The sequence below is a fragment of the Actinospica acidithermotolerans genome, from assembly GCF_018139625.1.
Taxonomy (GTDB): domain Bacteria; phylum Actinomycetota; class Actinomycetes; order Streptomycetales; family Catenulisporaceae; genus Actinospica; species Actinospica acidithermotolerans.
Map to the genome: position 1 here is coordinate 1 of NZ_JAGSOH010000054.1, position 25,934 is coordinate 25,934.

Consider the following 25,934-nt stretch of genomic DNA (forward strand, 5'->3'; position numbering starts at 1 on the left):
CGCGCCAGGCGTTCAAGCTCCGCGCGCTCGTCATCGGTCAGGACCAACTCGCCGGCCTTCGGCCGTCCGGTACGAGGCATGCCCCATCGTATCACTTAGCTAACGAACTTTAGGCGCAGGACACTAGGCGGGGACCTCGAGCGTGGTGCCGCAGTCCTTCGCGACGACGGGCGCCGCCGCCTTGAGCGTGGCCAGGTCGGCCTTCGGGGACAGGCTCTGGCCCGGGTCGTTGTACACGTCGCTCGCGGCCGCCGCGAGCGAGTCGATGTCGATCGTCAGCCGGTACTCCCGGTTGCCGGTCAGCGAATCGAACAGCCCGGTGCTCACCCGCCGGTAGGCGGTGTAGTCGACCTTGTAGACGCTGTACGGCTTGCCCTTCGCCGTCACCTTCTCGACGATCTCGTATGAGCCGTTCGGCAGGAACTCGGCCCAGGCCGCCTCGACCCGCGAGCACACGGCGCTGTACTCCGCCGCGCTGTCGGTGGCGGCACCGGTCGCCGAGGCGGCGGCCGGTGCGGCGGCGGCCGTCATGTCGTCGCACCCGGCGAGCGCGAGGACGGCCGGAAGCGTCAGCGCCGCGAGCGCGGCACCCGCGGCCCGGCGGCGGAACGGTCTTGCTGGTGCAATGCCCTGAGACACGGTGTGGCTCCTCTACTTCCCGTGCAGCAGGAAGAAACCGTAGCAGGCAATCGACTGCGCATCCTTGATCGTGCCGTCGCGCAGCATCTTCTCGACGTCGGCGCGGCTGAACCAGCCGTGCCGCATGTCCTGCTCCTCGTGCTCGCGGTCGAGCTCGCCGTGTATGAGCTCGGTGGCCAGGTAGACGTGGCCGGCCTGGGAGGAGAAGCCGGGCACGCACCACAGCTCGCCGAGCAGGTCCCAGCGGCCGGCGCTCAGGCCGGTCTCCTCGAGCAGCTCCCGCCGCGCGAGCTCCAGCGGGTCGCCCGTCCGGCGGTCCGGGTAGGTGCCCATCGGGAACTCCCAGGAGCGCTCCCCCATCGGGTAGCGGTACTGCTCGACCAGCCAGAAGCCGTCGTTCTCGTAGGGCACGACGACGGCGTAGTTGCCCTTGTCCACCACGCTGTAGATGCCCGGGGAGCCGTCCGCCCGCTCGATGGCGTCCTCCCGGACGCTCAGCCAGGGGTTCTCGTACACCACCCGGCTGGACACGGTCCTGATGTCCTTGATCTCCGTCACCCGGCCCACGGTATCGGCTGAACGTGACCGGCGCGTTCCGCTGGCGTGGCGGGGCCCGGGAGAGTTAGGTGGAGTCGGCGCACATATCCTCAATGGAGAGGCAGTGTCATGAAAGTGACCGATATCGTTCCCGGCTCGCCGTGCTGGACCCAGCTGGGCACCTCGGACCCGGAAGCCGCGCAGCGCTTCTACGGCGGTCTGTTCGGCTGGGCCGCGGAGCCCGACCCACGCCCGGAGGCCGGCGGCTACACCGTCTTCACCCTCGACGGCAGCCCGTGCGCGGCCGTGTCGCCGCTCATGGACCCGCGCCAGCCCACGGCCTGGCAGCTGGCGTTCGCCACCCCCGACGCCGACGAGACCGCCGCCCGCGCGCAGAAGGCCGGCGCGCAGGTGTGGATGGGCCCGATGGACGTCATGGACTCCGGACGCTGGGCGCTGCTGAGCGACCCGACCGGCGCGGCGTTCGGGCTGTGGCAGGCTGGCTCCTTCAAGGGCTTCGGCGTGATGGACGAGCCCGGCGCGTTCGGCTGGATCGACGGCAACACCCGCGACGTGCCCGCCGCGGTCAGGTTCTACCAGGACGTGTTCGGCTGGGAGGTCATGGGGCCGTCCGAGGGCTATCCGATGGTGAGCCTCGCCGGGCACATGTTCGGCGGGCTGATGGACATGGGTGAGATGTTCCCGCCCGAGGTGCCCGCGCACTGGAACCCGTTCTTCGTCTCCGCGGACGTGGACGCCACGGCGGCCAAGGCGCGCGAGCTCGGCGGCGAGGTGATGCACGGGCCGGAGACGGTGCAGATGGAGCACGGCCCGCGGATCGCCGTCCTGCGCGACCCGCAGGGCGCCGTCTTCGGCGTCTTCAAGCCGGCGTAGCACCGGGTGGGCGAGGGTGCGGGTGCGGGCCCGACGTCGCGTCAGACCCGCGCCCGGTCACGTCGGCCGCGCCCGCGTCACGTCGTGCGGCGGCTCAGGTCACCGAGCTGTAGGCGACCACGCCGCGGCGGATCAGGTCCACCGCCTCGCGGGCCGCGGCGCGGACGCCGGAGCCCTCGTCGGCGGCGGCCGCGTCGGCGATCTGGCCGAGCAGGTCGATCAGCTGCTTGCACCAGCGCACGAAGTCGCCCGCGGGCAGGCCCACCTCGTCCAGCACCGCCTCGAGACGGTGCCCGGAGGCCCAGCGGTAGGCCGCCCAGGCGAAGCCGGTGTCCGGCTCGCGCTGGAAGTCGAGGTCGTAGTCGCCCTCCAGGTTGTGCGTCTCCAGCCAGATCCGCATCGTGCGCTCGATCGCCTCCCTGGCCGGGCCCTTGGGCACCCGCGGCGGCGCGGCGTCGTCGCTGTTCCTGGCCTCGTACACGAGCAGCGACGCGGCACAGGCGAGCTCGGCCGCGCTCAGCCCGTCCCACACGCCCTCGCGCAGGCACTCGGCGGCGACCAGGTCGAGCTCCGAGTAGATCCGGGCGAGCCGGCGGCCGGGCTCGGTGACCCGCTCGCCGTCCAGGTAGCCGAGGACCGTGAGCACCGAGCAGACCCGGTCGAAGGTGCGGGCGATCGAGTTCGTCCGGCCGCGCACCCGGCGCTCGAGCTGCTCGGTCTCCCGCTGCAGCCGCCAGTACCGCTCGGCCCAGCGGGCGTGGTTCTCCCGGTCGTCGCAGCCGTGGCACGGGTGCCGCCGGATGGCCGCGCGCAGCCGGATGATCTCCGCGTCGTCCGCCGCGTCGGCCCGCTGGCGGCGCGGCCGGGTCGGCTTGACGCCCTCGTCGCCCGCCTTGGTGCGCAGCGCGGAGGCCAGGTCGCGGCGGGACTGCGGGGACTTCGGGTTGAAGCTCTTCGGGATGCGCATCCAGAACTGCGGCTCCACCGGCACCGGGAAGTCCAGCATGGACAGCCGCACCACCTGCCGCTCGGCGGTCAGCACGACCGGCCGCGGCCCCTCCTTGCCGGTGTCCAGCCCGGGATCGAGCACCAGCGCGAGGCCGGCCCGGCGGCCCGTCGGCACCGTGATCACGTCGCCCGGCTTGAGCTGCTCCACCGCCGCCGCGGCCGAGGCCCGGCGGGAGGCCGAATTCTGCCGGGACAGCTCCGCCTCGCGGTCCGAGAGCGCCCGGCGCAGCGCCGCGTACTCCTCGAAGTCGCCGAGGTGGCAGCTCATCGACTCCTTGTATCCGGCCAGCGCCTCGTTGTTCCGCTTGAGCTGCCGGGTCAGCCCGACGACCGCGCGGTCCGCCTGGAACTGCGCGAAGGAGCTCTCCAGCAGCGCGCGGGCGCGGGCGGTGCCGACCTGGCCGACCAGGTTCACCGCCATGTTGTACGAGGGCTTGAAGGACGAGCGCAGCGGATACGTGCGGGTGGACGCGAGGCCGGCCAGCGCGCGCGGGTCGAGGCCCGGCCGGTAGAGCACGACCGCGTGCCCCTCGATGTCGATCCCGCGGCGCCCGGCACGGCCGGTGAGCTGCGTGTACTCGCCCGGCGTGACGTCGACGTGCGCCTCGCCGTTCCACTTCACCAGCGACTCGAGCACGACCGAGCGGGCCGGCATGTTGATGCCGAGCGCGAGCGTCTCGGTGGCGAAGACGGCCTTGACCAGTCCCTGGACGAACAGCTCCTCGACGATCTCCTTGAACGTGGGCAGCATGCCCGCGTGGTGCGCGGCGACGCCCCGCTCCAGCGCGTCCAGGAAGTCGTGGTACCCCAGGACGTTGAGATCCTCGCGCGGGATGTCGGCCGTACGCGCGCTGACATGCGCGCGCACCTTGAGCCGGTCCTCCTGGGTCAGCAGCCGTACGTTCGAGCGCAGGAACTGCTGGACCGCGCCCTCGCAGCCGGCGCGCGAGAAGATGAAGGTGATGGCGGGCAGCAGCCCCTCGGAGTCGAGCCGGTCCACCACGTCCACCCGGCTCGGCGGCCCGGAACGGCCCCCGCGCCCGACGCCCGCGGACCGCCCGCGCCGGCCGCTCGGCCCGAGCCGCTCCTCCTGCCGGCAGTACCTGACCAGCTCCGGGTTCACCCGCGCCGCGTCCGGCGTCTCCGGATCGGCGCCGTTGTAGAGGTCGAAGATCTTCCCGCCGGCCAGCACGTGCTGCCACAGCGGCACCGGCCGGTGCTCCGAGACGATGATCTTCGTCGCCCCGCGCACCGTCTCCAGCCACTCGCCGAACTCCTCGGCGTTGGACACGGTCGCGGACAGGGACACCAGCTGCACCGACTCGGGCAGGTGGATGATCACCTCCTCCCACACCGCGCCCCGGAAGCGGTCGGCGAGGTAGTGCACCTCGTCCATGACCACGAAGCCGAGCCCGTCCAGCGCGGTCGAGCCCGCGTAGAGCATGTTGCGCAGCACCTCGGTCGTCATCACCACGACCGGCGCGTCGCCGTTGATCGAGTTGTCGCCGGTCAGCAGCCCGACGTTCGCGGCACCGTGCCGCTTCACCAGGTCGGCGAACTTCTGGTTCGACAGTGCCTTGATGGGCGTCGTGTAGAAGCACTTGCGCCCCTGGCTCAGCGCGAGGAAGACGGCGTACTCCCCCACCACCGTCTTGCCGGCGCCCGTCGGCGCCGCCACCAGAACCCCGTGCCCCTCGTCCAGCGCGGCACAGCCTTGGACCTGGAACTCGTCGAGCCCGAACGGATACAGAGCGGAGAACTGCGGGAACGGCGAGGCCATGCTCCTCATCCTAGGGGAAGGCTCCGACAACGGGAGATCGATTTCACGCCGGGCCTCGGGCGCCTCGGCAGCTGTCGGAAGCGGGTCTCATCACCGTGGTTATCGGTACCCGCGGGGCGGCTGAAACCTCAGACGGGAACGATGGTGAGTTGGGACTCGAGGCCCTTGAAGTCGTCGGCATTGCGCGTGTACAGCGGCAGCCGGTTCACGACGGCCGTCGCCGCGATCAGCAGATCGCTACCGGATCAGAGAATGTCCTCCAGCGACGACGCCTTCTCGACCGGGGCCGGGCGCAGGTCGAGGTCGGTGGCCTCGTCGGGCGAGAGGTTGGCGCCGGGCATGGCGGCGCGGCGGCGGGCGCGGCGGCGGTCGTTGAGTTCGGACACGCCGACGGCGGCGAAGTAGAGCACGCAGATGGGAGCGGCGAGGGCGGTCATGCCGAAGGGGTCGCCGGTGGGCACGGCGATGGCGCCGAAGACGAAGATGACCAGGACGATGACGCGCCAGTGCTTGCGCATCGCCTTGGAGCTGAGGATGCCGATGAAGTTGAACAGCACCAGCACCAGCGGCAGCACGAAGGACACGCCGAAGACCATCATCATCTGCAGGATGAAGGTCATGTACTGGCTCGCGTCCAGCAGCGTCGAGCCGCCCGCGCCGCTCAGGAACGTGAGCAGCACCTGCATGATCACGGGGAACAGGTAGTAGCAGACCACCACGCCGGCGGCGAACAGCGGCACGGCCGCGCCGATGAAGGAGAGGCTGTACTTCTTCTCCTTCTTGTACAGGCCCGGCGCCAGGAACGCCCACACCTGGTAGAGCCAGACAGGGCTGGCCACCACGATGCCGACGTACATCGCGATCTTGAAGGACAGGCTGACCTGCGCGGTCGGGCCCTGGTAGACGATCGCGCCGTTCGGGCAGGCGGCGGTCTTCTGGCCCACCCCGTGCACGCCCTTGATCGAGCAGACCGGGGTCTCCAGCGCGTGCAGCACCTGGTTGCGGAAGACGAAGCCGAGCGCCGCGCCGATGATGATCGCCAGCGCGGCCTTCATCAGCCGGTTGCGCAACTCCCGGATGTGCTCGACGAGCGGCATCCGTTCCGCGTCGTCCGCCGAACGCCCAGTCCTTGCCACCTGTGGTTGCCTGCCTTATCCGTCTTCGGGTCCGCTAGCCGTCGCGCCGGGAGACGACGTCCTCGGGGCTCGCCTCGACCACGCGCCGCTTCGGGAGCGGGACGTCGTCGCGCAGCGCCTGGCTCTCGGCCTTGAGGATACGGCGTGCCTTGCCGAGATCGCGCATCGCCCCGGGCAGCCGCTTCCAGCCGTACAGCAGCAGTCCGACGACCACGATCAGGAAGAGGGACTCGGTGCGCAGCAGCATCGGTTGCGGCTCCAACGGAGGGCGGATGTCGACCGGCCGCCGGGAGGCGGCCATGCGTGGCTCCACGGTCTCAGCGGCCGTGAAACTTTGTCAACGGCGACGTGATGAAGGTTCTCTCATCGAGGGCTGGTCAAGGGCCTCGGAGAGCTTCTCCATCGACGTGCCGAACGCCTCGGACGCGTCGCCGAACTGACGCAGCAGCGCCGCGGACGCCTTCCACACCGGCCACGCGCAGACCGCGATCGCGATCAGGGCCAGCACCGCGAGCGCGGCGAACACGATCACCCACCACATGACGGTCACGCACCCGAGACTACCCGAGCGGGCGGCCCGCGAAGTCGTAGGCCTGCGCGTAGTCGACCACCAGCCGCGCGGTGCTCCCGGTCGGGTGCACCCGGTACGGGCTGAAGGTGTGGATCGGGATGAGCACCTTCGGGTTGATCATCCGGACGAATTCGTGCAGGTCGTCCTGGTAGGCGTGGCCGGAGCAGCCGATCCGGCGCAGCGGCACGCCGAGCTTGGCCAGCCAGTCGACGAACAACTGCCAGCGCGGCTCGAAGGGGCCGAGCGGCTCGCCGTTCGCGTGCACGAAGGAGCTGCGCGGGCCGAGGGGCAGGTCGAGCAGGCTGGGGATGTCGTCGGCGTCGAGCTGGACCACGTGCGCGCCGGGCGCGGCGCGCACGGCCTCCAGGCCCACCTCGTCCACGGACAGCGCGTCCTCGAAGCCGGCCGCGCGCAGGAACGCCGCGGTGTGCCCCGGCCACAGGACCCGCCGGCCCGCCGCCTCGGCGATCCCGGTGAAGTCGCGCACCCGGTCGAAGTCGCGCGGGTACATCGCGAGCAACACCAGGTCCGGGTTGCCGGCGAGCTCGGCCTCGAACATCGCGTTCACGTCCACCTCGGTGCGCAGCGGGTGGATCTCCTCCCAGCTCAGCGTCGTCCCCTCGGTGACCAGCACGTCCGCGCCCGCGACGGCCTCGGCGAAGCCCCAGGAGCGCTCGGGGCGGTGGCCGTGGAAGCGGAAGTCCCCGGTGAACGCGAGCACGCCGTCGCTCGTGGTGACCCGGTAGCCGCTCGCGCCGGGCACGTCGTGGTCCACGTCGAAGCGCTCGACGGTCATCGGCCCCACGTGCAGCACCTCGCCGAGCTCCACCGGGCGCCACGCGCTCTGCCCGGCGAACGCGCGCGGGCCGGGCAGCTGCTCGCGGCCCTTCTCCAGCGCGTTCATCATCGCGATCGTCTCCGGCGCGGCGTGCACCGGGACCTCGGGCCGGACGAACCCGACCAGGCCGACGTGGTCGATGTGCGGGTGGGTGACGAACAGCGCGGTGGGCTCGACCGCTTCGGCGAGCCGGTCCCCCGCGGCCAGCGCGGTCGGGTCGAACAGGCCCGGGATCGCCGGGGCCGCGCCCACCCGGAGCCGGTCGGCCAGCTCGCGTCCCGGCCGCGGCGCGGCCGGGACGCGGAATAGGTCCCCGTCCTTCGGGATGTCCAGGCCCAGGTCCAGCAGCACCCGGTGGCCGCCGTCCCTGATCAGCACCTTGCTGGAGCCGATGACCCCGACCCCGCCCCAGAACTCGACACTGGCCGACACCGCGTCACTTCCTCACTGTCTTTCGTACGTGGGACACGTCCCGGGCCGCAGCGCCCCGGTCAGGCCGCCGCGACGGCGGCGGAGCGCGGATCGGCGACCCAGGCGTGGATCGCGGGCAGCAACCGCTCGACGACGGGGGCTTGCGCCGTCGCCGGGCCGTCGGCTCGACCGAACCGATCAATGTACCCCGCGGCCGCGCCGATCTCAACCGCCGGGGCGAGGTCGTTGAAGTAGTGGTCGCCGAGCGAGAACAGCCGCCAGGGCCGGTCGCGCAGGCCGTCGCCGAGCTCGCGCCGCAGCAGCCGGCGCAGTCCGTCCGGCTTCCCCGCGCCGGGCACGAAGTCGTCGAAGGCCCCGGCGACGCCCATCCGCTCCAGCAGCTCCTCCAGGCCGGGCCGCGGGCTGTTGGTGGCGAGCACGACGCGCACGGTGCCGCGCAGCGCGGTGAGCGCGGCGACGAGCGGGGCGACGACCTCGAGCTCGCAGCCGGGGTCGAGCATGTCCTGCCGGGAGTGGCGGAACGCCTCCTCGGTGACGTCGAGGCTCACGCCGTGGCAGCGCTGGGCCAGGCCGTACGCGGCGCCCCAGGCGTCCACGGCCTCGCGCAGCGCGGCGGCCTCGACGGTGTCCGTGCTCTGTCTCGCGGCCGCGACGCCCTCGGCGAGGTAGCGCTCGAAGACGCGCAGGTAGTGCTCCGCCCGCGGGGCGGGCAGCGCCGCGGCGATCCGCCGGGCGTAGCGGCGGACGGGTTCGTCGCCGCGGTAGACGGTGCCGTCGAAGTCGACGACGAGGAGCAGGTCGCTCATGGGTGCTTTCTAGGCGGTGCCTGGCGTTACTTCACGGACCCCGCGGCGGAGAGCGCGCCACGGATGAAGTGGCGCTGCAGCAGCAGGAAGAAGACGATCAGCGGCAGCGTGGTGAAGGTCGCGGCGGCGGCCAGGCCCGGGATGTCCGTGCCCACGTCGCTGCTGAAGGCGGACAGGCCCACCTCGACCGGCTGCACGTCGGTCGTGTTGGTCATGATCTCCGGCCACAGGAAGGAGTTCCACGAGGCCATGAAGACGTTGATGGCGATCAGCGCCAGCGCCGGGCGCACCGCGGGCACGCCGATGTGCCAGAGCACGCGCAGCCGCCCGGCCCCGTCGACCGACGCGGCGTCCAGGATCTCCTGCGGCATCGTGACGAAGAACTGGCGCACCAGGAAGACGCCGAACACGCTCGCGCCCCACGGCACGATCTGGATCCAGTACGTGTCGACCCAGTGGATGTCCGTGGCCAGCACGTAGTCCGGGATGATCAGCACCGTGCCGGGCATCATCAGCACCGAGAGCACCAGCAGCATCAGGAAGTTCCTGCCGCGGAAGCGCAGCACGCCGAAGGCGAACCCGGCCAGCACCGAGGTGACCAGGCAGAGCAGCACGGTGGCCGAGGCGATGAACAGGGTGTTGAGGAAGAACCGGACCCACGGCGCCTCGTCCCAGGCGCGGGCCCAGTTGGACCAGTTCCAGGACGGGATCAGCTGCGGGGGGAAGCGGTAGAAGCCGCCGGGCCGCGCGGTGGAGATGACGAAGGTCCAGTAGAACGGGAAGACGAACGCCAGCCCGAGCAGCACCGCGACGGTCTTGCGCACGAGCGTCCAACCGCTCCAGGCGCCGGCGGTCCGGCCGCCGCGGCGGGACGGAGCCCCGTCCCCGGGCTTGTGGCCCGGGGACGGAGCGTCCTGCAGGGTACTGCTACTCACGAATCGGCCTGCTTCTTCTGGAGGCAGGCCGTCTGAGCGATGTTGAGGGCGCTGGTGGCGTCGGTCCCGGAGAGCCCCGCCTGCAGTGCGGTGGCGAGCAGGGTGCCGCAGTCGTCGACCCACTCCTGCGGCGGGTCGGTGATCGCGGTGTCCAGACCGGCGGCGATCTGCGACACCCAGGGGTTCTTGGCCAGGTACGAGCTCATCGCCGGCTGGGTCAGCGCCTGCGCGGTCACCGGCAGGTAGCCCGTGCCGGAGGACCACGCCGCCTGCTCGGCCGGGGTGGTGACGAACTGCAGGAAGTCCCAGGCCGCGGCCTGCTGCTGCGAGGTCGCCGAACTGAAGACGAAGAAGTTGCCGCCGGCCATCATGTCGGTCTGCGGGACGGCCGTGGTCGTCAGCTTGAACTTGCCGCCGACGGCCTCGTTCTCGTAGTAGTAGCCGGCCGAGGAGGAGATGTCGGCCAGGCCCTTCTGCCCGCCGAGCGCGGTCTCGCCCGGGTAGTTGGTGCCCGTGGCCAGCGCGCCCTTGGACTTCAGGTTCTGCAGGTACTCCAGCGCCTTGACCATGGCGGACGAGGTGAACTGCGGCGTGCCGTCGGCGGCGTAGGCCGGGGTGCCGTAGGAGGCGGCGAGCTCCTCGAGCCACTCCTCACCCGAGGTCTGCGCGCTCGGGTCGATGGTGATGCCGGTGACCCCGCCCTTGGAGGCGGCCTCGAGGTCGGTGGCGAAGGTGTTCCAGTCGGTGGCGGCGCTCAGGCCGTCCGAGGAGAGCATGCTCGAGTTGTAGAAGACCACCTGCAGGCTCTTGCCGATCGGCCACATCGCGAGGGTGCCGTCCGGCAGATAGAGGTCCTTCTGCACGCCCGCGTAGAAGCCGGACAGCTCGGCCGGGGTCTTGGTGCCGGCCAGGGTGCTGATCGGCACGAGCTTGCCGCTCTGCTCCAGCTGGTCGGCGAAGCTCTCGTAGCCCTGGCCGATGGTCGGCGCCTGGCCGGCCGCGACCTCGGCCTTCAGCTTGGTCTCCAGGGTGCCGTAGTTGGCCTCGGGCACCGACTTCACGGTGATGTTCGGGTACTTCGCCTCGAACGCCGAGATGACCTTGGCGAAGGTCTTGCCCAGCGAACTCGTCGAGGTGTACGCGTCGGCGATCGTGATGGTGACCGGCCCGGTGACGCTCGGCGCCGGCGAACCGCTCGCGCTGCTCGCGGCGGCGGTGGTCCCGCCGCCGGCGCACGCGGACGCGGCCAGTCCGAGCGCGGCCATCAGGGCAGCCCCGGCGGCCCGGCGCGGCCGGGTCGCGGAGAGGGTGGCACGGATTCGCATGATGTGCGAATTCTCCTTCTGCATGGGTGAGGGTATCGGCATGCTGCGTGCGGTTCGGGACAGGCGGCGGGTCACGCGGTGAGCCCGCCGCCGCCGACGGCGGTCCGCCGCCGGACGAGCGTGAACAGGACGGTGATCAGGAACAGCACGACGGCGAGGGCGGCGCCGTAGCCGGTGTCCCCGAGCACGATCCCCTCCTTGTAGACCAGGTAGCTCAGCGTCGTGGTGGCGTTGTTCGGGCCGCCGCCGCTGGTCAGCTGGTAGAACTGGGTGAAGGCCTGGAGCGAGGTGATCGACGTGATCACCACGATGAACGTGGTCACCGGGCGCAGCTGCGGCCAGGTGACGTACCAGAACTCGCGCCACGGCCCGCAGCCGTCGACCCGGGCCGCCTCGCCGGTCTCCTCCGAGATCACCGCCAGGCCGCCGAGGAAGACCAGCGTGGTGAAGCCGACCTCGTGCCAGACGCTGAACAGGATCACCGAGGGCATCGCCGTGCTCTGCGACTGCGTCCACTGCAGGGCGGGCAGGTGGAGCAGGTGCAGCAGGTAGTTCGCGAAGCCGAACTGCGGATTGAAGATCCAGACCCAGATGATGGACGTGGCGATCAGCGGCGTGGCGTGCGGGAGGTAGATCATCACCCGGGCCGCGCCCATCGCCTTGCCGCCGCGCATCAGCAGCAGCGCCAGGCCGAGCGAGGCCCCCGTGCCGAAGACGATCATGCCGACGGTGAAGTAGAGCGAGTTCGCCAGCGTCTGGGCGAAGGTCGGATCCACGTCGGTGAGCAGGTCCCGGTAGTTGCCCAGGCCCTTGTACGTGGACATCGCGGGGTTGAGCACGTTCCAGTGCCAGAGCGAGACGTAGAAGGTGTAAAACGTCGGGACGATCACGAACCCCGCGAAGACGAGCACCGCGGGAGCGGAGTACAGCCAGCCCAGCGGGGTGCTGCGGAAGTCGCGCGTGCTGCGCGGCCGCCGGCCCCGGCGCACCGCGCTCCCCGTGTCCTGCGATACCCCGGCGGCCGGGGCGACTGTCTCTGCCACGCCTTGAGTGAAGCCGGGCCACGTTACGAGTCGGCTAATAGCTGAAAAACAATCAGGCAACGGTCTTGAGAAATTCAACGGCCTCTGAAATCCTGAAAGGCTGGCCACTCTCAGGGCATTGTATCGAGGTCAGCGCCTGAGGATCTTGCTCCGCCGCGGCTCAGCACCCGTATCCGGCCAGCGCCGCGGCGGCCGTGCCCTGGACCGCGGCCGCGAAGCCGGCCGGACCGACCACCTTCACACCCTCGCCCAGCCGCAGCACCAGGCGGCGGATGCGGTCCTGGTCCGGCGCCCGCAGCGCGACGCGCAGCCCGCCGTTCGGCAGCTCGCGCACCGACTCGCAGGGGTAGTACTCGGGCACCCAGCGCGCGTTCGGGGCGAGTTCGAGCTCGATCAGCGGATCGTGCGAGTCGACCCGCAGCGCCGTGTCCGCGGGCTCGGGCGCTTTCAGCACGTGCTCGGGCACGCTCGCGGGTTCGTCGAGCACGTCGATGCGCACGACGCGGTCGAGCCGGAACAGCCGCCGCCCCTGCGAGGAGCGGCACCACGCGTCGAGGTACGCGCGGCCGGTGAGCATCGAGATCCTCATCGGGTCCACGGTCCGCTCGGTCACCTCGTCGCGCGAGGGCACGTAGTAGCGCAGATGCAGGGCCCGGCCCTCGGCCTGCGCGCGCGAGACGACCTCGAGCACGACGTCGCGCGCCTCGAAGGCCACCGACAGCCGCTCGGCCGTGCCCGCCGCCGCGACGCCGACCGCCGACTCCAGCTTGCCGAGCGCCCGCTCCAGCGCGTCCCGGTCGGAGGTGAGCCCCGGCACCTGAGCGAGCCCGCGCAGCGCCACCAGCAGCGCCACGGCCTCGCGGGTGGAGAGCCGCAGCGGCCGGGTGATCTGCTCGACGACGTTGTCCAGGTGGATCGCGCCGCCCTCGCCGACGTGCGGCTCCATCAGGTCGTCGGCGAAGCCGCCGGGCGTGCCGCAGAACCACAGCACGTTGAGGTCCTTGGCGATCTGCTTCTGGCTCACCCCGAACTCGTCGGCGACCTGCGCCACCGTCGCGCCGGGATGGCTGCGCAGGTAGGGGACGAGGTTGAGCAGCCGCTCCACCTGCTCGACCGCCGTGCTCATGACGCCGCCTCCCAGCGCATACCCGGCAGCCGCTCCGCCTGGCGTGCCTCGACCGCCGTGCTCATGACGCCGCCTCCCACTCAGCCCGCAGTTCCGCGAGATCCCCGTCCGCCACCGCGGCGGCCGCCTCGCCGACGTCGTCCACCTCGGCCATGGCCAGCGAGCGCAGGTTGCGGATCACCGCCTCCCGCAGCTTCGCCGGCTCGACGACGACCGCGTCCGCGCCGAACTCCGCAACGTAGCCCTCGAAGCCGTCGCGGTACGCCAGGACGAGCACATCCCAGCCGTCCTCGCCCTCCTCCAGCGCGCTCGCGCTGCGCCGCAGGGGGAAGCAGGTGCCCTTGCGCACCCGGATCGTCGCCGTGCCGAGGTCGCCCTCCGGCCGCAGCGCGAAGGCCGCGACCCGCGCCCGCACGTCCAGCTGATCGGGGATCGGGTGCTCCGGCGAGCGGCCGGTCAGCATCACCGGACCGGCGATCCGGTCCAGCCGGAAGATCCGCTCGTCGTCGCGGCCGAGATCGAATCCGGCCATGTACCAGCGGCCGCGCCACGAGTCGATGGTCCAGGGCTCGACCTCGCGCGAGCGGACTTCGCCGTCCCCGCGCCGGTAGGAGAAGCGCACCACCTGGCGCTCGTAGACGGCTTCGAGCAGCGGCTCGAACGCCGGGGCCTCGGCGCGCACCCGCGGCTCGATGCCGACCGGCGAGGCCGGCCCGATCTCCACCCCGGCCGCCTTGAGCTTGAGCAGCGCGGACGAGGCGGCCTGCGCCATCGTCGCCTGCTGCCAGAAGCGCGCGGCCTGGCCGAGCGCCTGCGCCTCGTCCGAGTCGAGGCTCAGCTCCGGCAGCGCGTACTCGCCCGGCGCGATCCGGTAGCCCACCTCGTCGTCGAAGTACGCGTCGGCCGAACCCACCTCGAGCGGGATGCCGAGCTCGCGCAGCTCCTCCTTGTCCCGCTCGAACATCCGCTCGAAGGCCTCGTCCGACGGACAGTTCCGGTACGGCTCGAGCACCCGCCGCAGCCGCTCCTTGGTCACGAAGGTCCGCGAGGCCAGCAAGCAGATGACGAGGTTGACCAGGCGCTCGGACTTGCTCGCCGCCATGTTGCACGCCTTCCCGCCGTGACCCGTATCTTGTCCGTCCGACGCTACCTGTTTTCTGCCGGGTTTCGCACGGACTTGCGCTACCGTGGGCGGCGTGATCGCCTGGCGCGAAGGACGCGTGACCGCACTCGGCCGCGCCTGGCCGGGCGCCCGCGAGCTCATCGCCCGCGTAGCGGACGCCGACCTGCGCGTTCTCGCCTATCCGGAACTCGTCGGCGAGCCGCGCGTGGGCGACCGGATCCTGCTGAACGTCGGCGCCCAGGCCCTGGGGCTCGGCACCGGCGGCTACGCCTTCGCCGTCGCCCTGCCCGACCGGCTCCCGGACGACCCCCCGCCGGGTCCCGGCCACATCGTCAAGGCCCGCTACACGCCGCTGCAGACGATCGTCCTCGGCGCCGACGAACAGGACTCGCCGCACCACGGCATCCTCAAGAACGCCGACTCGCTCGACGGTATGCCCGTCGTCGTCGCGGACCTGCATTCCGCGGTCCCCGCGGTCTGCGCCGCCATCCGGCACGACCGCCCAGGCACCCGCGTCGCCTACGTGATGACCGACGGCGGCGCCCTCCCGCTCTGGTTCTCCCGCAGCGTAGCCGGCCTGCGCGCCCACGGGTGGCTGTGCGGATCGGTGACCGTCGGCCAGGCCTTCGGCGGCGACCTCGAGGCCGTCACCCTGCACACGGGCCTGCTCGCCGCGAAGCTCATCCTCGGCGCCGACGTCGCCGTCGTGACCCAGGGCCCCGGAAACCTGGGCACCGGCACGAAGTGGGGCTTCTCCGGCGTGGCCTGCGGCGAAGCGGTCAACGCGGCCGCGACGCTGGGCGGACGGCCCGTCGGCGTCCTGCGCGTCTCCGAGGCGGACGCCCGAAACCGTCATCGAGGCCTGAGCCACCACAGCCTCACCGCATACGGCAGGGTCGCCCTCGCGCCCGCCGAACTCGCCCTCCCGGATGAACCCGGGGCGTTCTGGGACACCGTCCGCGCCCACGCGGAACCGCTGGCCGAGCGCCACCGGCTGCGCACCGTCCCCGCCGCCGACCTGGACGAAGCCCTCGCCGCCAGCCCCGTGGCCCTGTCCACCATGGGCCGCGGCCTCGGCGAGGACCGCGCCGGCTTCCTCGCCGCCGCCTGCGCCGGCCGGCTGGCCGTGGCCACGCCTGCCGCGCAAGCCGGATAGGCTGAACCGGTCAACGCATCACGAGAGGATCACGGCAGCATGTCTTTTCAGCTTGAGAAGCCCGAGGTCGACTTCCCCGAGGGCAACCCCCCGGCGGACCTGGAGATCGTCGACATCTGGGAGGGGCAGGGCGAGGAGGCCAAGGCCGGCCAGCAGGTCTCGGTGCACTACGTCGGTGTGGCGTTCTCGACCGGCGAGGAGTTCGACGCCTCCTGGAACCGCAACCAGGCCTTCCAGTTCCCGCTCGGCGGCGGACGGGTCATCAAGGGCTGGGACCTCGGCGTCGCCGGAATGAAGGTCGGCGGCCGTCGCCGCCTGACCATCCCCGCGCACCTCGCCTACGGCAACCAGAGCCCCACCCCGGCCATCAAGCCGGGCGAGACCCTCATCTTCGTGGTCGACCTGCTCGGGGTCAAGTAGACCCCGGCGGCGCGAGTCCATGCCGCAGGGCCCCGGCACGCACGTGCCGGGGCCCTGCGTTTCGGCCCGGTCCGGCCGCAGGACAAGCCACTCTCGCCCGGGGCCGCGGCCGGGTCAGCTCAGTGCGTCCACGATGTCGACCACGAAGACCAGGGTGTCGCCGCCGTTGATCCCCGCCGCCGCGACGCCCTTGCTGCCGTAGGCCTGCGCCGCCGGGATGACGAGCAGGACCCGGTCGCCGACGTGGCGGCCCGCCAGGCCGGTGTTCCAGCCGGAGATCACGGCGCTGCTGCCGAAGACGAAGCTGGCGATCTGCTTGTCGGCGAAGGAGGAGTCGAACTGCTTGCCGGTGTTCCAGTCGACGCCGACGTACTGGACCATCAGGCGCTGGCCGGTCGCGATCTGGCCGCCGCTGCCGGAGATCAGGACCTTGCCCTCGGCGACGGTCGGGGCGGCGGCGCCGGCGGGCAGTGTGATGGCGGGGGCGGCCTTGCCGGGGTTGCCGGTGACGGTCGGCATGCCTGACTGCGTCTGGGCGGCCATGGTGCCGGTGATGTCGGCGGTGGCGGGGTACGCGCCGACGATGTCGAGCACGTAGACGAGGTCGTCCTTGCCGCTGATGCCGTAGGCGGTCGCGCCGCCCGCGCCGAAGGCGCCGGCGGGCGGGGTGACGATCTCGACGCGGCTGCCGATGGTGACGTGCGTGAGCACCTGGTTCCAGGACGGCAGCGCCGTGGACGAGCCGAGAACGAACTCCTGCGTCTTGTTCGGCGACTTGTCCGTGCTGTAGGTGCTGCCGATCAGCTTGCTGCCGGTCCAGTCCATCAGCGTGTAGTCGACCACGACGGCGTCGCCGTCGGCGAGCTGGGCGCCGCTGCCCTGCTCGAGGACGCTGGATTCGACCTGGGTCGGCGCGGCCGCGCCGCTCGGGATCGTTATCGAGGCCTGCTCTCCCACCGCGCCCGTGACCGTGGGCAGCGGGGACTGCGCGGACGAACCGCCGCAGGCCGCCAGCAGCGCGCCCACGACCGGGACCGCCATCGAGGCGGCGAACAGGCGGATCAGACGGCCTCGACGGCTCACTCCGGGTAGCTGCACGGGCACAGACTACCCGGACGCGCGCGGCTACATGGACGCGATGAGCTTATCGACCCTTTCGTCCACCGAGCGGAACGGGTCCTTACACAGCACCGTGCGCTGCGCCTGGTCGTTCAGCTTCAGGTGCACCCAGTCCACCGTGAAGTCGCGGCGCTGCTCCTGGGCGCGCTTGATGAACTCGCCGCGCAGCCTGGCGCGGGTGTTCTGCGGCGGCACCGACTTGGCCGTGTAGATGTCCAGGTCGCGGGCCGTGCGGTCGACCAGGCCGCGGCGCTCGAGCAGGTAGTAGAGCCCGCGCTTGCGGCTGATGTCGTGGTACGCCAGGTCCAGCTGCGCGATGCGCGGGTGCGCTATCGGCAGGTCGTACTTCTCCTGGTAGCGCTGGATCAGCTTGTACTTGATCGCCCAGTCGATCTCCCGCTCCAGCTTGGACAGGTCCTGCTGCTCGATCGCGTCGAGCGTGCGCTCCCACAGGTCCAGCACCCGGGCGACGGTGCCGGTGCGCAGGTCGCGGCGGTCGGCGAAGTCCACGGCCTTGGCCAGGTACTCGCGCTGGATCTCCAGCGCGGTGGCCTCCCGGCCGTTGGCCAGCCGCAGCTTCTTGCGGCCGGTCAGGTCGTGGCTGACCTCGCGGATGGCCCGGATCGGGTTCTCCAGCGTCAGGTCCCGCATCACGAGGCCGACCTCGACCATCCGCAGCACCAGGTCGGTCGCGCCGACCTTCAGCAGCATCGTGGTCTCGCTCATGTTGGAGTCGCCCACGATCACGTGCAGCCGCCGGTAGCGCTCGGCGTCGGCGTGCGGCTCGTCGCGGGTGTTGATGATCGGCCGGGACCGGGTGGTCGCCGAGGAGACGCCCTCCCAGATGTGCTCGGCCCGCTGGCTCACGCAGTAGACCGCGCCGCGCGGGGTCGGCAGCACCTTCCCGGCGCCGCAGATCAGCTGGCGGGTGACCAGGAACGGGATCAGCACGTCGGCCAGGCGGGAGAACTCGCCGTGCCGGGTGACGAGGTAGTTCTCGTGGCAGCCGTAGGAGTTTCCGGCGGAGTCGGTGTTGTTCTTGAACAGGTAGACGTCCCCGGCGATGCCCTCCTCGTGCAGCCGCCGCTCGGCGTCGTGCAGCAGGCCCTCGAGGATCCTCTCACCGGCCTTGTCGTGCACGACGAGTTCCTCGATCGAGTCGCACTCGGGGGTGGCGTACTCCGGGTGCGAGCCGACGTCGAGGTAGAGCCGGGCGCCGTTGCGCAGGAAGACGTTCGAGGAGCGCCCCCAGGAGACGACCCGGCGGAACAGGTAGCGCGCCACCTCGTCCGGGCTCAGCCGCCGCTGGCCGCGGAACGTGCAGGTGACGCCGTATTCGTTCTCTAGTCCGAAGATCCTACGGTCCATCAGGCCCCTCCTGGGGTAGGGCTGCAATGGTGCGGTGGGGCCGGCGGCGGCCCCGCGGCCGCCGCCGTTCCCGCTAGTTGTCGCCGGTGGATTCGCCCTCGCCGCCCTCGTCGAGGGCCTCGTCGATCAGGCTGTTGGTGTCGAGTTCGTCCGGGCCGGACTCCGCGGCCGGCGACCCGGCCGCCTCCTCGGCGGACTCGCCGTTCTCCTCGAACGCCGCCTCCTCCGCGCCCGGCTCGTCCTCGAGCAGCGCGGTCAGGTGCGCGCCGAGCAGGCGGCGGAACTTGCGCGGCTGCTGGCGCTCCCGGTCGAGCACCGCGACCTCGAGCTGCGCCGGGCTCAGCTCGCGGGTCTCGCCGCCGTTGCCGCCGCTCTGCGCGAGCGCGGCGACCGCGGTGCGCAGCGCGACGCCGAGGCTCGGGCCCTCGGTGTACGTCGACTCCAGGGCGGCGGTGACCGCGTCCGCGGCGCCGCCGATCACCACGAAGCCGCGGTGGTCGACCACCGAGCCGTCGTAGGGGATGCGGTAGATCTGGTCCTGCTCGGCGCGCTCGCCGACCTCGGCGATGACCAGCTCGGCCTCGTACGGCTTGCCGCCCGCCTCGGAGAAGATGCTGCCGAGCAGCTGGGCGTACGCGTTGGCCAGCCCGAGCGCGGTCACGTCGCGCCGGTCGTAGAGGTAGCCGCGGGTGTCGGCCAGCCGGACGCCGGCCTGCCGCAGGTTCTCGAACTCGTTGTACTTGCCGGCCGCGGCGAAGCCGATCCGGTCGTAGATCTCGGACACCTTGTGCAGCACGCGGGAGCGGTTCTCCGCGACGAACAGGATGCCGCCGTCGTAGTTGAGCACCACGACCGAGCCCGTGCGCGCGATGTTCTTGCGCACGAAGTCGGCCCGGTCCTTCATCAGTTGTTCGGGCGAGACGTAGAACGACGTGCTCACGTGGCTTCCTCGTCAGTCTTCTCGTGGGGAGGCTTCGGCGGTGGCTGCTCAGCGCAGCGGGGCGTTGGGACCGTCGGGCCGCCGCAGCCGGGCGTCCACGACCTCCTGGACCAGCTCGGCGACCTCGGTCTCGGAGAGCCTGCGGTAGCCGTCCTCGGTGGCCACGCCGACGACCGGGAAGATCCGCCGGGTCAGGTCGGGGCCGCCGGTGGCCGAGTCGTCGTCCGCGGCGTCGTAGAGCGCCTGGATGGCCGCGGTGACCGCGCCGGTGGCGTCGAAGTCGGCGCGGTAGATCTTCTTCAGCGCGCCGCGCGCGTAGACCGAGCCGGAGCCGACGCTGTGGAAGCCGTGCTCCTCGTACTGGCCGCCGACCGGGTCGTAGCTGAAGATCCGGCCCTCGCAGGACTCCAGGTCGTAGCCGGCGTAGAGCGGGACCACGGCCAGGCCCTGCATGGCCAGGCCCAGGTTGCCGCGGATCATGGTGGCCAGCCGGTTCGCCTTGCCGTCCAGCGAGAGGGTGGTGCCCTCGATCTTCTCGTAGTGCTCCAGCTCCACCTGGAACAGCCGGACCATCTCGACCGCGAGGCCGGCCACGCCGGCGATGCCGACGCAGGAGTAGTCGTCCGCGGGGAAGACCTTCTGGATCTCCCGGGAGGCGATCACGTTGCCCGCGGTGGCCCGCCGGTCGCCCGCCATGACCACGCCGCCGGGGAAGGTGAGCGCGACGATCGTGGTGCCGTGCGGCGGGTCGAAGGGCAGCGTGCCGGTGGAGGCGCCGAGCGAGGCGGCGCGCCGGCCGGGCAGGTACTCGGGGTTGTAGTCGGCCAGGAACTCGGTGAAGGAGGTGCCGGTGCCCGCGAACGCCGCGCGCATCAACCCGTAGTCGCCGGCCGCTCCGCCCCGGCCCGACCAACCAGTGCTTTGTGTTCCCACGAGCTCCCTCTCTTCAGGTACGCCGCCTCCGTCACCAAAGCCGGCACAGACACTGCTGGTTCGTTGCAGCCCCAACGTTATCGTCGAAGCGCTCGATGAACCCGTCCTTACCCGCCTGCCGCCACGGCACACCGGGCCCGCCGGGACGGGCCGGGGAGCCGAATGCGGCCTCTACTGCCCACCCTTTTGCACAAAGGACCTGACAAAGCTCTCGGCGTCCGACTCGAGGACCTCGTCGATCTCGTCGAGCACGTCCTCGACGTCCTCGGACAGCCGGGCCTGACGCTCCTTCAGATCGCTGCTGTCCTCGGTGAACTCCTCGTCCGCCTCTTCGCTCTGCCGGGAGGCGCGCTCCTGCCCGCCCGTGTCCTTGGCCGCCATCCGGACCACCCACCTCTCTCGCACCACGGAACAGTTCCGCGCACACCGGTCTCGGTACCGACCCTACGCCGGTCCACCGACAGCGGGAGCGGATTTCCCGCACCGCTCTTGGATCATCCCTGCCCCTCCTTCGGGGCGTTCACACGTTCGGCCCCGCGACCGGCGCCGACCGTTCGGGCCCCGACCCGGCGCGCTCGCCGGACGGGGCCCTGACACCTCCCGCTCAGCTGCCGGAAGTCAGCTCGCGGACCAGGTCGCTGGCCGTTCTGCACCGCTCGATCAGCCCCTGCACGTGCTGCTTCGTGCCGCGCAGCGGGTCCAGCGTGGGGATCCGCTGCAGCGACTCGCGCTCCGGCAGGTCGAAGATCACCGAGTCCCAGGACGCGGCGGCCACCGAGTCGGCGTACTTGTCCAGGCAGCGGCCGCGGAAGTAGGCCCTGGTGTCCTCCGGCGGCATGTCCACCGCGGCCAGGATCTCCTCGTCGGTCACGATCCGCTCGAACCGGCCGCGCGCGGCCAGCCGCTGGTAGAGGCCCTTCTCCGGGCGCACGTCGGAGTACTGCAGGTCCACCAGGTGCAGCCGGGCCTCCTCCCAGTCCAGGCTGTCGCGCTGCCGGTAGCCCTCGAGCAGCTCCAGCTTGGCCACCCAGTCCAGCTCCCGGCGCAGCAGCATCGGGTCGGCCTCGAGCCGGGTGAGCACCGACTCCCAGCGGTCGAGCACCTCCTGGGTGATCGGGTCCACGTCGGTGCCGTAGCGGTCCTCGACGTACTTGCGGGCCTGCTCGAAGTACTCCATCTGCAGCTGAACCGCCGTCAGCTTGCGCCCGGAGCGCAGCTTCACGAGGTGCTTGAGCGAGGGGTCGTGGGACACCTCGTGCAGGGTGCGCACCGGCTGGTCGACGGTGAAGTCCGCGCCGATGAACCGGTCCTCGATCATCGCCAGCACCAGCGAGGTCGTGCCCATCTTCAGGAAGATGGAGATCTCGGCGAGGTTCGCATCGCCGATGATCACGTGCAGCCGGCGGTGCTTCTCCGGATCGGCGTGCGGCTCGTCGCGGGTGTTGATGATCGGGCGCTTGAGCGTCGTCTCGAGGCCGACCTCCACCTCGAAGAAGTCCGCGCGCTGGGAGAGCTGGAAGCCGTGCCCGCGCCCGTCCTGGCCGACGCCGACCCGGCCGGAGCCGGCGAACACCTGCCGGGTGACGAAGAACGGCGTCAGGTGCCGGACGATGTCGGCGAACGGCGTCGAGCGGGAGACCAGGTAGTTCTCGTGCGAGCCGTACGAGGCGCCCTTGTTGTCGGTGTTGTTCTTGTAGAGGTTGATCGGCAGCGAGCCGGGGACCAGCGCCGCGTAGCGGGCCGCCTCGGCCATGATCAGCTCGCCGGCCTTGTCCCAGATCACCGCGTCCCGGGGGTTGGTCACCTCGGGGGTGGAGTACTCCGGGTGCGCGTGGTCGACGTACAGCCGCGCCCCGTTGGTGAGGATGACGTTCGCCAGGCCCGAGTCCTCGTCGGTCAGCTGGCTGGAATCGGCCAGCTCGCGGGCCAGGTCGAAGCCGCGCGCGTCGCGCAGCGGGTTCTCCTCCTCGAAGTCCCACCGGGCGCGCCGGGCCCGCTGCATGGCGGTGGCGTAGGCGTTGACGATCTGAGAGGAGGTGAGCATCGCGTTGGCGTTCGGATGCCCCGGCACCGAGATGCCGTATTCGGTTTCACTGCCCATGACCCGTCGTACGCTCATGGCGACCAGCTTAGGCGCGCGGGGCAGCGGAGGGGACCAGCTTCGACCACGGTTTCTCCCCGAGTGTGTACGAGGCGCGACGACGGTGTCGCGCCTCGCAGACGGGTGTGACTACAGGTACTGCCCGGTGTTGGTGACGGTGTCGATGGATCGACCCGTCTCGGCGCCCTTCTTGCCGGAGACGAGCGTGCGGATGAACACGATCCGCTCGCCCTTCTTTCCGGAGATCCGGGCCCAGTCGTCCGGGTTGGTGGTGTTGGGCAGGTCCTCGTTCTCCTTGAACTCGTCGACGCAGGCCCCGAGCAGGTGCGAGATGCGCAGGCCCTTGGCGTCGTGGTCGAGGAAGTCCTTGATCGCGGACTTCTTCGCCCGGTCCACGATGTTCTGGATCATGGCGCCGGAGTTGAAGTCCTTGAAGTACAGGACCTCCTTGTCCCCGTTGGCGTAGGTGACCTCCAGGAAGCGGTTCTCCTCGGTCTCCGAGTACATCCGCTCGACGGTGCTCTGGATCATCGCGGCGACCGTGGCGGCGCGGTCGCCGCCGTTCTCCCGCAGGTCGTCCTCGTGCAGCGGGAGGGTGGAGGTGATGTACTTCGAGAAGATGTCCTTCGCCGCCTCGGCGTCCGGCCGCTCGATCTTGATCTTGACGTCCAGCCGTCCCGGCCGCAGGATCGCCGGGTCGATCATGTCCTCGCGGTTGGAGGCGCCGATCACGATGACGTTCTCGAGGCCTTCGACGCCGTCGATCTCGGACAGCAGCTGCGGCACGATCGTGTTCTCCACGTCGGAGGACACGCCCGAGCCGCGGGTGCGGAAGAGCGAGTCCATCTCGTCGAAGAAGACGATGACCGGGGTGCCCTCGCTGGCCTTCTCCCGCGCCCGCTGGAAGACCAGGCGGATGTGCCGCTCGGTCTCGCCGACGTACTTGTTGAGCAGCTCGGGGCCCTTGATGTTCAGGAAGTAGCTCTTGCCCGCCTCCTTGCCCGAGAGCTCCGCGACCTTCTTGGCCAGCGAGTTCGCCACCGCCTTGGCGATGAGCGTCTTGCCGCAGCCGGGAGGGCCGTAGAGCAGCACGCCCTTCGGCGGCCGCAGCTCGTGCTCGAGGAAGAGCTCCTTGTGCAGGTAGGGCAGCTCGACCGCGTCGCGGATGAGCTCGATCTGGCCGGACAGGCCGCCGATGTTGGCGTAGTCGATGTCCGGGACCTCCTCGAGCACCAGCTCCTCGACCTCGGACTTCGGCACCCGCTCGTAGACGTAGCCGGAGCGCGGTTCGAGCAGCAGCGCGTCGCCGGCCCGGATGACCGCGTCGAGCAGCGGCTCGGCGAGGCGCACCACGCGCTCCTCGTCGGTGTGCCCGACCACCAGCGCCCGCTCGCCGTCCTCGAGCAGCTCCTTGAAGGAGACGATCTCGCCGACCTTCTCGTAGCCGTGCACGGCGATGATGTTCAGCGCCTCGTTCAGCATGACCTCGCGGCCCGGCTGCAGGTCGTCGAGCTCGACGCCCGGGGCCACCGCGACGCGGAGCTTGCGTCCGCCGGTGAAGATGTCGACGGTGCCGTCCTCCTGGGCCTCGAGGTACACCCCGAACCCGCTCGGCGGCTGGGCGAGCCGGTCGATCTCCTCCTTCAGCGCGAGGATCTGGTCCCGCGCGTCGCGGAGGGTCGCGACCAGGCGCTCGTTCTTGGCCGTCAGGCCGGAGACCGTCACCTGGAGCTCGCTGATGCGATCCTCCAGAGCGCGGTTTCCGCGCGGTGTCTCCGCCAGACGGCGGCGGAGCAGGGCGACCTCCTGTTCCAGGAAGGCCACCTGGCTGAGCGCGTCCTGGGCGGCCGGCTCGTTACCGAGCGGTCCGCCGCGACCCGCTCGGGAGCCGGGGCGCAGGGGCTTGTCGTCTTCGTGGGCTGGCACGGTCCTTCACCTCCTCGCGGAGTGCTGCTGCGACGTTAGAACGTGACTACCTGGTTCGGACCCCGCCCAAACCGGGATCTCGTCCGTCGTCCGCGGAACCGCTGCTCGGGCTTCCGGTGTCGCCAACACTGCCATCATGTGGATTCCCCTTCGCCGCTCGTTCATGTAGACGTTCGGGTAACCCGTTCGGATCAACGCCGTTGTCGACTCCGTGCCGGGGCACGATCATTACTCGCCGTCCCCGTGGATGTCGAGGGCATTGCGCGAGTCGCGGCCTGGATGTCGCCTTCGCGGGCCGGGTTGTTAGGGTTCACGGTAGATCGGACGCCTAATTGGTGATGACTGCATTGGGGATGAAGGGCCGAATGAGCGAGGACCTTGAGGTCTGGATCGACCAGGACCTGTGCACCGGGGACGGCCTGTGCGTGCAGTACGCGGCGGACGTGTTCGAACTCGACATCGACGGGCTCGCGTACGTCAAGGGCGAGGACGGCGAGCTGCGGCTGGCGGCCGGCCAGCGCGTCCCGGTGCCCGCGGACCTGGTGCTGAACGTGATCGACTCGGCGAAGGAGTGCCCGGGCGAGTGCATCCACGTGCACCGGCGCTCGGACGGCAAGCCGGTCGCCGGTCCGCTCGCGGAGGACTGAAACGCGCCTGGCGTGTGGCGAATCTGACAGCGGTTCAGGCTCGCCGAACGCCCAGGTGCGTCTCAGCGAACTCTTACCGAATACTTACGATACTTACGGGAGATCGCCGCGCCGGGCGATCCGCGCCTGGCGCGCCTCGGACTCGTCCACCGGCGCCTCGTCGGGGGACGACCCGTCCCAGGCCTCGCCGAGCTCGGCGGCGGCCTTGGCCGGACGGCGGCGGCGGACCGGCAGGTCGACGCCGTCGGCGATCCGGCGGGCGGTGACCAGGAAGCCGGTGTGGCCGACCATCCGGTGGTCGGGGCGCACCGCCAGGCCCTCGACGTGCCAGGAGCGCACCATCGTCTCGAAGGGCGCCGGCTCGGCGAAGCGGCCGTGCTCGCGGATCGTCTCGACCGTGCGGGAGAGCTGGGTGGTGGTGGCCACGTAGCAGATCAGCACGCCGCCGGGCACCAGGACCTTGGAGACGGCGTCCACGCACTCCCAGGGCGCGAGCATGTCCAGCACGACCCGGTCGACCTCGTCGGGCCGCAGGGAGGCCACCAGGTCGCCCACGGTCAGCGTCCAGGCCGGGTGCTTGGCGCCGAAGAAGGTCTCCACGTTCCTGGCGGCGATCGCGGCGAAGTCCTCGCGCCGCTCGTAGGAGTCGACCCGGCCGCCGTCGCCCACCGCGCGCAGCAGCGAGCAGGTCAGCGCGCCGGAGCCGACGCCCGCCTCGAGCACGCGGGCGCCCGGGTAGAGGTCCGCCATGGCGACGATCTGCGCGGCGTCCTTCGGGTAGACCACCGCGGCGCCGCGCGGCATCGACAGGACGTAGTCGGACAGCAGCGGGCGCAGCGCGAGGTACTCCATGCCGCCGGTCGAGCGCACGACGCTGCCCTCGGGCTCGCCGATCAGCGCGTCGTGGTCGAAGTAGCCCTTGTGCGTGTGGAACTGCTTGCCGGGCGTGAGCGGGAAGGTGTGGTGCCGGCCCTTGGTGTCCGTCAGTTGGACCAGGTCACCCGGCCGGAACGGTCCCTGCCGATGTGACTTGCCGGTTTCCTCGTACGTTTCGCTCACCAGGGGAGTCTAGCGGCCCGGAAAGGCAAGCTCGACGTGCGCGGCGGACAGCGCCCCGAAGATCGTCGTCTC

The 25,934-nt window shown here is 71.0% G+C and carries 25 protein-coding genes; 4 read left to right on the plus strand and 21 right to left on the minus strand.

Annotation, left to right across the window (positions count from 1 at the left end; translation table 11 throughout):
* Positions 1 to 123: 123 nt before the first annotated feature.
* Both KDK95_RS18585 and KDK95_RS37035 read right to left on the minus strand, forming a co-directional pair.
* The gene (locus KDK95_RS18585) at positions 124 to 639 is read right to left on the minus strand and encodes a hypothetical protein (protein ID WP_212519466.1); all 516 of its coding nucleotides are present in this window, start codon (positions 637 to 639) and stop codon (positions 124 to 126) included.
* Between the two features lie 12 nt (positions 640 to 651).
* Positions 652 to 1,188, minus strand: a complete 537-nt coding sequence (locus KDK95_RS37035; RefSeq protein WP_212519506.1) for an NUDIX domain-containing protein — start codon at positions 1,186 to 1,188, stop codon at positions 652 to 654.
* A gap of 117 nt (positions 1,189 to 1,305) precedes the next feature.
* Here KDK95_RS37035 and KDK95_RS18595 point away from each other — a divergent pair, with 117 nt between their 5' ends.
* Positions 1,306 to 2,070: a VOC family protein gene (locus tag KDK95_RS18595; RefSeq protein ID WP_212519467.1), complete on the plus strand. Its 765-nt coding sequence runs from the start codon at positions 1,306 to 1,308 to the stop codon at positions 2,068 to 2,070.
* 94 nt (positions 2,071 to 2,164) lie between these two features.
* On the opposite strand, the gene KDK95_RS18600 is transcribed toward KDK95_RS18595, so the two are convergent.
* The 11 genes from KDK95_RS18600 to KDK95_RS18650 all read right to left on the minus strand — a co-directional run bounded on the left by KDK95_RS18600 (position 2,165) and on the right by KDK95_RS18650 (position 14,172).
* On the minus strand, positions 2,165 to 4,858 hold the full coding sequence (locus KDK95_RS18600) for a DEAD/DEAH box helicase (RefSeq protein ID WP_249161503.1): 2,694 nt from the start codon (positions 4,856 to 4,858) through the stop codon (positions 2,165 to 2,167).
* Positions 4,859 to 5,103: 245 nt separating this feature from the next.
* Entirely contained in the window at positions 5,104 to 5,994 is an 891-nt protein-coding gene (gene tatC, locus KDK95_RS18605) for a twin-arginine translocase subunit TatC (RefSeq protein WP_212519469.1), read from the minus strand.
* 34 nt (positions 5,995 to 6,028) lie between these two features.
* Positions 6,029 to 6,295 carry a twin-arginine translocase TatA/TatE family subunit gene (locus KDK95_RS18610; RefSeq protein ID WP_212519470.1) on the minus strand — a complete coding sequence of 89 codons (267 nt, stop codon included), beginning with the start codon at positions 6,293 to 6,295 and terminating at the stop codon, positions 6,029 to 6,031.
* Positions 6,296 to 6,331: 36 nt separating this feature from the next.
* Positions 6,332 to 6,544, minus strand: coding sequence for a hypothetical protein (locus tag KDK95_RS18615; protein WP_212519471.1), 213 nt, complete (start codon positions 6,542 to 6,544; stop codon positions 6,332 to 6,334).
* A gap of 10 nt (positions 6,545 to 6,554) precedes the next feature.
* Positions 6,555 to 7,835, minus strand: coding sequence for an MBL fold metallo-hydrolase (locus tag KDK95_RS18620; RefSeq protein WP_212519472.1), 1,281 nt, complete (start codon positions 7,833 to 7,835; stop codon positions 6,555 to 6,557).
* 59 nt (positions 7,836 to 7,894) lie between these two features.
* Positions 7,895 to 8,641, minus strand: coding sequence for an HAD family hydrolase (locus KDK95_RS18625; protein ID WP_212519473.1), 747 nt, complete (start codon positions 8,639 to 8,641; stop codon positions 7,895 to 7,897).
* Between the two features lie 26 nt (positions 8,642 to 8,667).
* Entirely contained in the window at positions 8,668 to 9,576 is a 909-nt protein-coding gene (locus KDK95_RS18630) for a carbohydrate ABC transporter permease (RefSeq protein WP_307844444.1), read from the minus strand.
* The gene (locus KDK95_RS18635) at positions 9,573 to 10,901 is read right to left on the minus strand and encodes an extracellular solute-binding protein (protein ID WP_212519474.1); all 1,329 of its coding nucleotides are present in this window, start codon (positions 10,899 to 10,901) and stop codon (positions 9,573 to 9,575) included. The genes KDK95_RS18630 and KDK95_RS18635 overlap by 4 nt, the downstream gene beginning before the upstream one ends.
* 71 nt (positions 10,902 to 10,972) lie before the next feature.
* The gene (locus KDK95_RS35960) at positions 10,973 to 11,944 is read right to left on the minus strand and encodes a carbohydrate ABC transporter permease (protein ID WP_212519475.1); all 972 of its coding nucleotides are present in this window, start codon (positions 11,942 to 11,944) and stop codon (positions 10,973 to 10,975) included.
* Positions 11,945 to 12,104: 160 nt separating this feature from the next.
* On the minus strand, positions 12,105 to 13,070 hold the full coding sequence (locus tag KDK95_RS18645) for a helix-turn-helix transcriptional regulator (protein ID WP_212519476.1): 966 nt from the start codon (positions 13,068 to 13,070) through the stop codon (positions 12,105 to 12,107).
* A 61-nt stretch (positions 13,071 to 13,131) separates the two neighbouring features.
* A complete protein-coding gene (locus KDK95_RS18650) occupies positions 13,132 to 14,172 on the minus strand; it encodes a helix-turn-helix transcriptional regulator (RefSeq protein WP_212519477.1) in 1,041 nt (346 codons plus the stop codon).
* Between the two features lie 94 nt (positions 14,173 to 14,266).
* Here KDK95_RS18650 and KDK95_RS18655 point away from each other — a divergent pair, with 94 nt between their 5' ends.
* A complete protein-coding gene (locus KDK95_RS18655) occupies positions 14,267 to 15,349 on the plus strand; it encodes a DUF3866 family protein (RefSeq protein ID WP_212519478.1) in 1,083 nt (360 codons plus the stop codon).
* Between the two features lie 39 nt (positions 15,350 to 15,388).
* Complete coding sequence (locus tag KDK95_RS18660; protein ID WP_212519479.1) at positions 15,389 to 15,769, plus strand: FKBP-type peptidyl-prolyl cis-trans isomerase; 381 nt, start codon at positions 15,389 to 15,391, stop codon at positions 15,767 to 15,769.
* Positions 15,770 to 15,883: 114 nt separating this feature from the next.
* On the opposite strand, the gene KDK95_RS18665 is transcribed toward KDK95_RS18660, so the two are convergent.
* The 7 genes from KDK95_RS18665 to arc all read right to left on the minus strand — a co-directional run bounded on the left by KDK95_RS18665 (position 15,884) and on the right by arc (position 24,156).
* The gene (locus KDK95_RS18665; RefSeq protein WP_212519480.1) at positions 15,884 to 16,867 is read right to left on the minus strand and encodes an FKBP-type peptidyl-prolyl cis-trans isomerase; all 984 of its coding nucleotides are present in this window, start codon (positions 16,865 to 16,867) and stop codon (positions 15,884 to 15,886) included.
* 27 nt (positions 16,868 to 16,894) lie between these two features.
* A complete protein-coding gene (gene pafA, locus KDK95_RS18670) occupies positions 16,895 to 18,256 on the minus strand; it encodes a Pup--protein ligase (protein WP_212519481.1) in 1,362 nt (453 codons plus the stop codon).
* Between the two features lie 73 nt (positions 18,257 to 18,329).
* Positions 18,330 to 19,196 carry a proteasome subunit alpha gene (gene prcA, locus KDK95_RS18675; protein WP_212519482.1) on the minus strand — a complete coding sequence of 289 codons (867 nt, stop codon included), beginning with the start codon at positions 19,194 to 19,196 and terminating at the stop codon, positions 18,330 to 18,332.
* Positions 19,197 to 19,244: 48 nt separating this feature from the next.
* Positions 19,245 to 20,069 carry a proteasome subunit beta gene (gene prcB / locus KDK95_RS18680; RefSeq protein ID WP_212519508.1) on the minus strand — a complete coding sequence of 275 codons (825 nt, stop codon included), beginning with the start codon at positions 20,067 to 20,069 and terminating at the stop codon, positions 19,245 to 19,247.
* Positions 20,070 to 20,300: 231 nt separating this feature from the next.
* Positions 20,301 to 20,510, minus strand: coding sequence for a ubiquitin-like protein Pup (locus tag KDK95_RS18685; RefSeq protein WP_212519483.1), 210 nt, complete (start codon positions 20,508 to 20,510; stop codon positions 20,301 to 20,303).
* 223 nt (positions 20,511 to 20,733) lie between these two features.
* Positions 20,734 to 22,248, minus strand: coding sequence for a depupylase/deamidase Dop (gene dop, locus KDK95_RS18690; protein ID WP_212519484.1), 1,515 nt, complete (start codon positions 22,246 to 22,248; stop codon positions 20,734 to 20,736).
* Positions 22,249 to 22,359: 111 nt separating this feature from the next.
* Positions 22,360 to 24,156, minus strand: coding sequence for a proteasome ATPase (gene arc / locus KDK95_RS18695; RefSeq protein WP_212519485.1), 1,797 nt, complete (start codon positions 24,154 to 24,156; stop codon positions 22,360 to 22,362).
* 365 nt (positions 24,157 to 24,521) lie between these two features.
* Here arc and KDK95_RS18700 point away from each other — a divergent pair, with 365 nt between their 5' ends.
* Positions 24,522 to 24,803 (plus strand): ferredoxin, encoded by a 282-nt coding sequence (locus KDK95_RS18700; protein ID WP_249161504.1) that lies wholly within the window; start codon positions 24,522 to 24,524, stop codon positions 24,801 to 24,803.
* 93 nt (positions 24,804 to 24,896) lie between these two features.
* On the opposite strand, the gene KDK95_RS18705 is transcribed toward KDK95_RS18700, so the two are convergent.
* Positions 24,897 to 25,862: a tRNA (adenine-N1)-methyltransferase gene (locus tag KDK95_RS18705; RefSeq protein WP_212519487.1), complete on the minus strand. Its 966-nt coding sequence runs from the start codon at positions 25,860 to 25,862 to the stop codon at positions 24,897 to 24,899.
* Between the last annotated feature and the right edge of the window lie 72 nt (positions 25,863 to 25,934).

What these genes read in the sequence shown, in the direction of transcription:
- KDK95_RS18595 (WP_212519467.1), top strand. Translation starts at nt 1,306, where the DNA reads ATGAAAGTGACCGATATCGTTCCCGGCTCGCCGTGCTGGACCCAGCTG.
- KDK95_RS18625 (WP_212519473.1), bottom strand. Translation starts at nt 8,641, where the DNA reads ATGAGCGACCTGCTCCTCGTCGTCGACTTCGACGGCACCGTCTACCGC.
- KDK95_RS18700 (WP_249161504.1), top strand. Translation starts at nt 24,522, where the DNA reads ATGAGCGAGGACCTTGAGGTCTGGATCGACCAGGACCTGTGCACCGGG.
- KDK95_RS18635 (WP_212519474.1), bottom strand. Translation starts at nt 10,901, where the DNA reads ATGCGAATCCGTGCCACCCTCTCCGCGACCCGGCCGCGCCGGGCCGCC.
- prcB (WP_212519508.1), bottom strand. Translation starts at nt 20,069, where the DNA reads ATGCGCGCGGCGTTCGCGGGCACCGGCACCTCCTTCACCGAGTTCCTG.
- KDK95_RS18645 (WP_212519476.1), bottom strand. Translation starts at nt 13,070, where the DNA reads ATGAGCACGGCGGTCGAGCAGGTGGAGCGGCTGCTCAACCTCGTCCCC.
- pafA (WP_212519481.1), bottom strand. Translation starts at nt 18,256, where the DNA reads ATGGACCGTAGGATCTTCGGACTAGAGAACGAATACGGCGTCACCTGC.
- dop (WP_212519484.1), bottom strand. Translation starts at nt 22,248, where the DNA reads ATGAGCGTACGACGGGTCATGGGCAGTGAAACCGAATACGGCATCTCG.
- KDK95_RS18600 (WP_249161503.1), bottom strand. Translation starts at nt 4,858, where the DNA reads ATGGCCTCGCCGTTCCCGCAGTTCTCCGCTCTGTATCCGTTCGGGCTC.
- KDK95_RS18685 (WP_212519483.1), bottom strand. Translation starts at nt 20,510, where the DNA reads ATGGCGGCCAAGGACACGGGCGGGCAGGAGCGCGCCTCCCGGCAGAGC.
- KDK95_RS18660 (WP_212519479.1), top strand. Translation starts at nt 15,389, where the DNA reads ATGTCTTTTCAGCTTGAGAAGCCCGAGGTCGACTTCCCCGAGGGCAAC.
- KDK95_RS18610 (WP_212519470.1), bottom strand. Translation starts at nt 6,295, where the DNA reads ATGGCCGCCTCCCGGCGGCCGGTCGACATCCGCCCTCCGTTGGAGCCG.
- KDK95_RS18650 (WP_212519477.1), bottom strand. Translation starts at nt 14,172, where the DNA reads ATGGCGGCGAGCAAGTCCGAGCGCCTGGTCAACCTCGTCATCTGCTTG.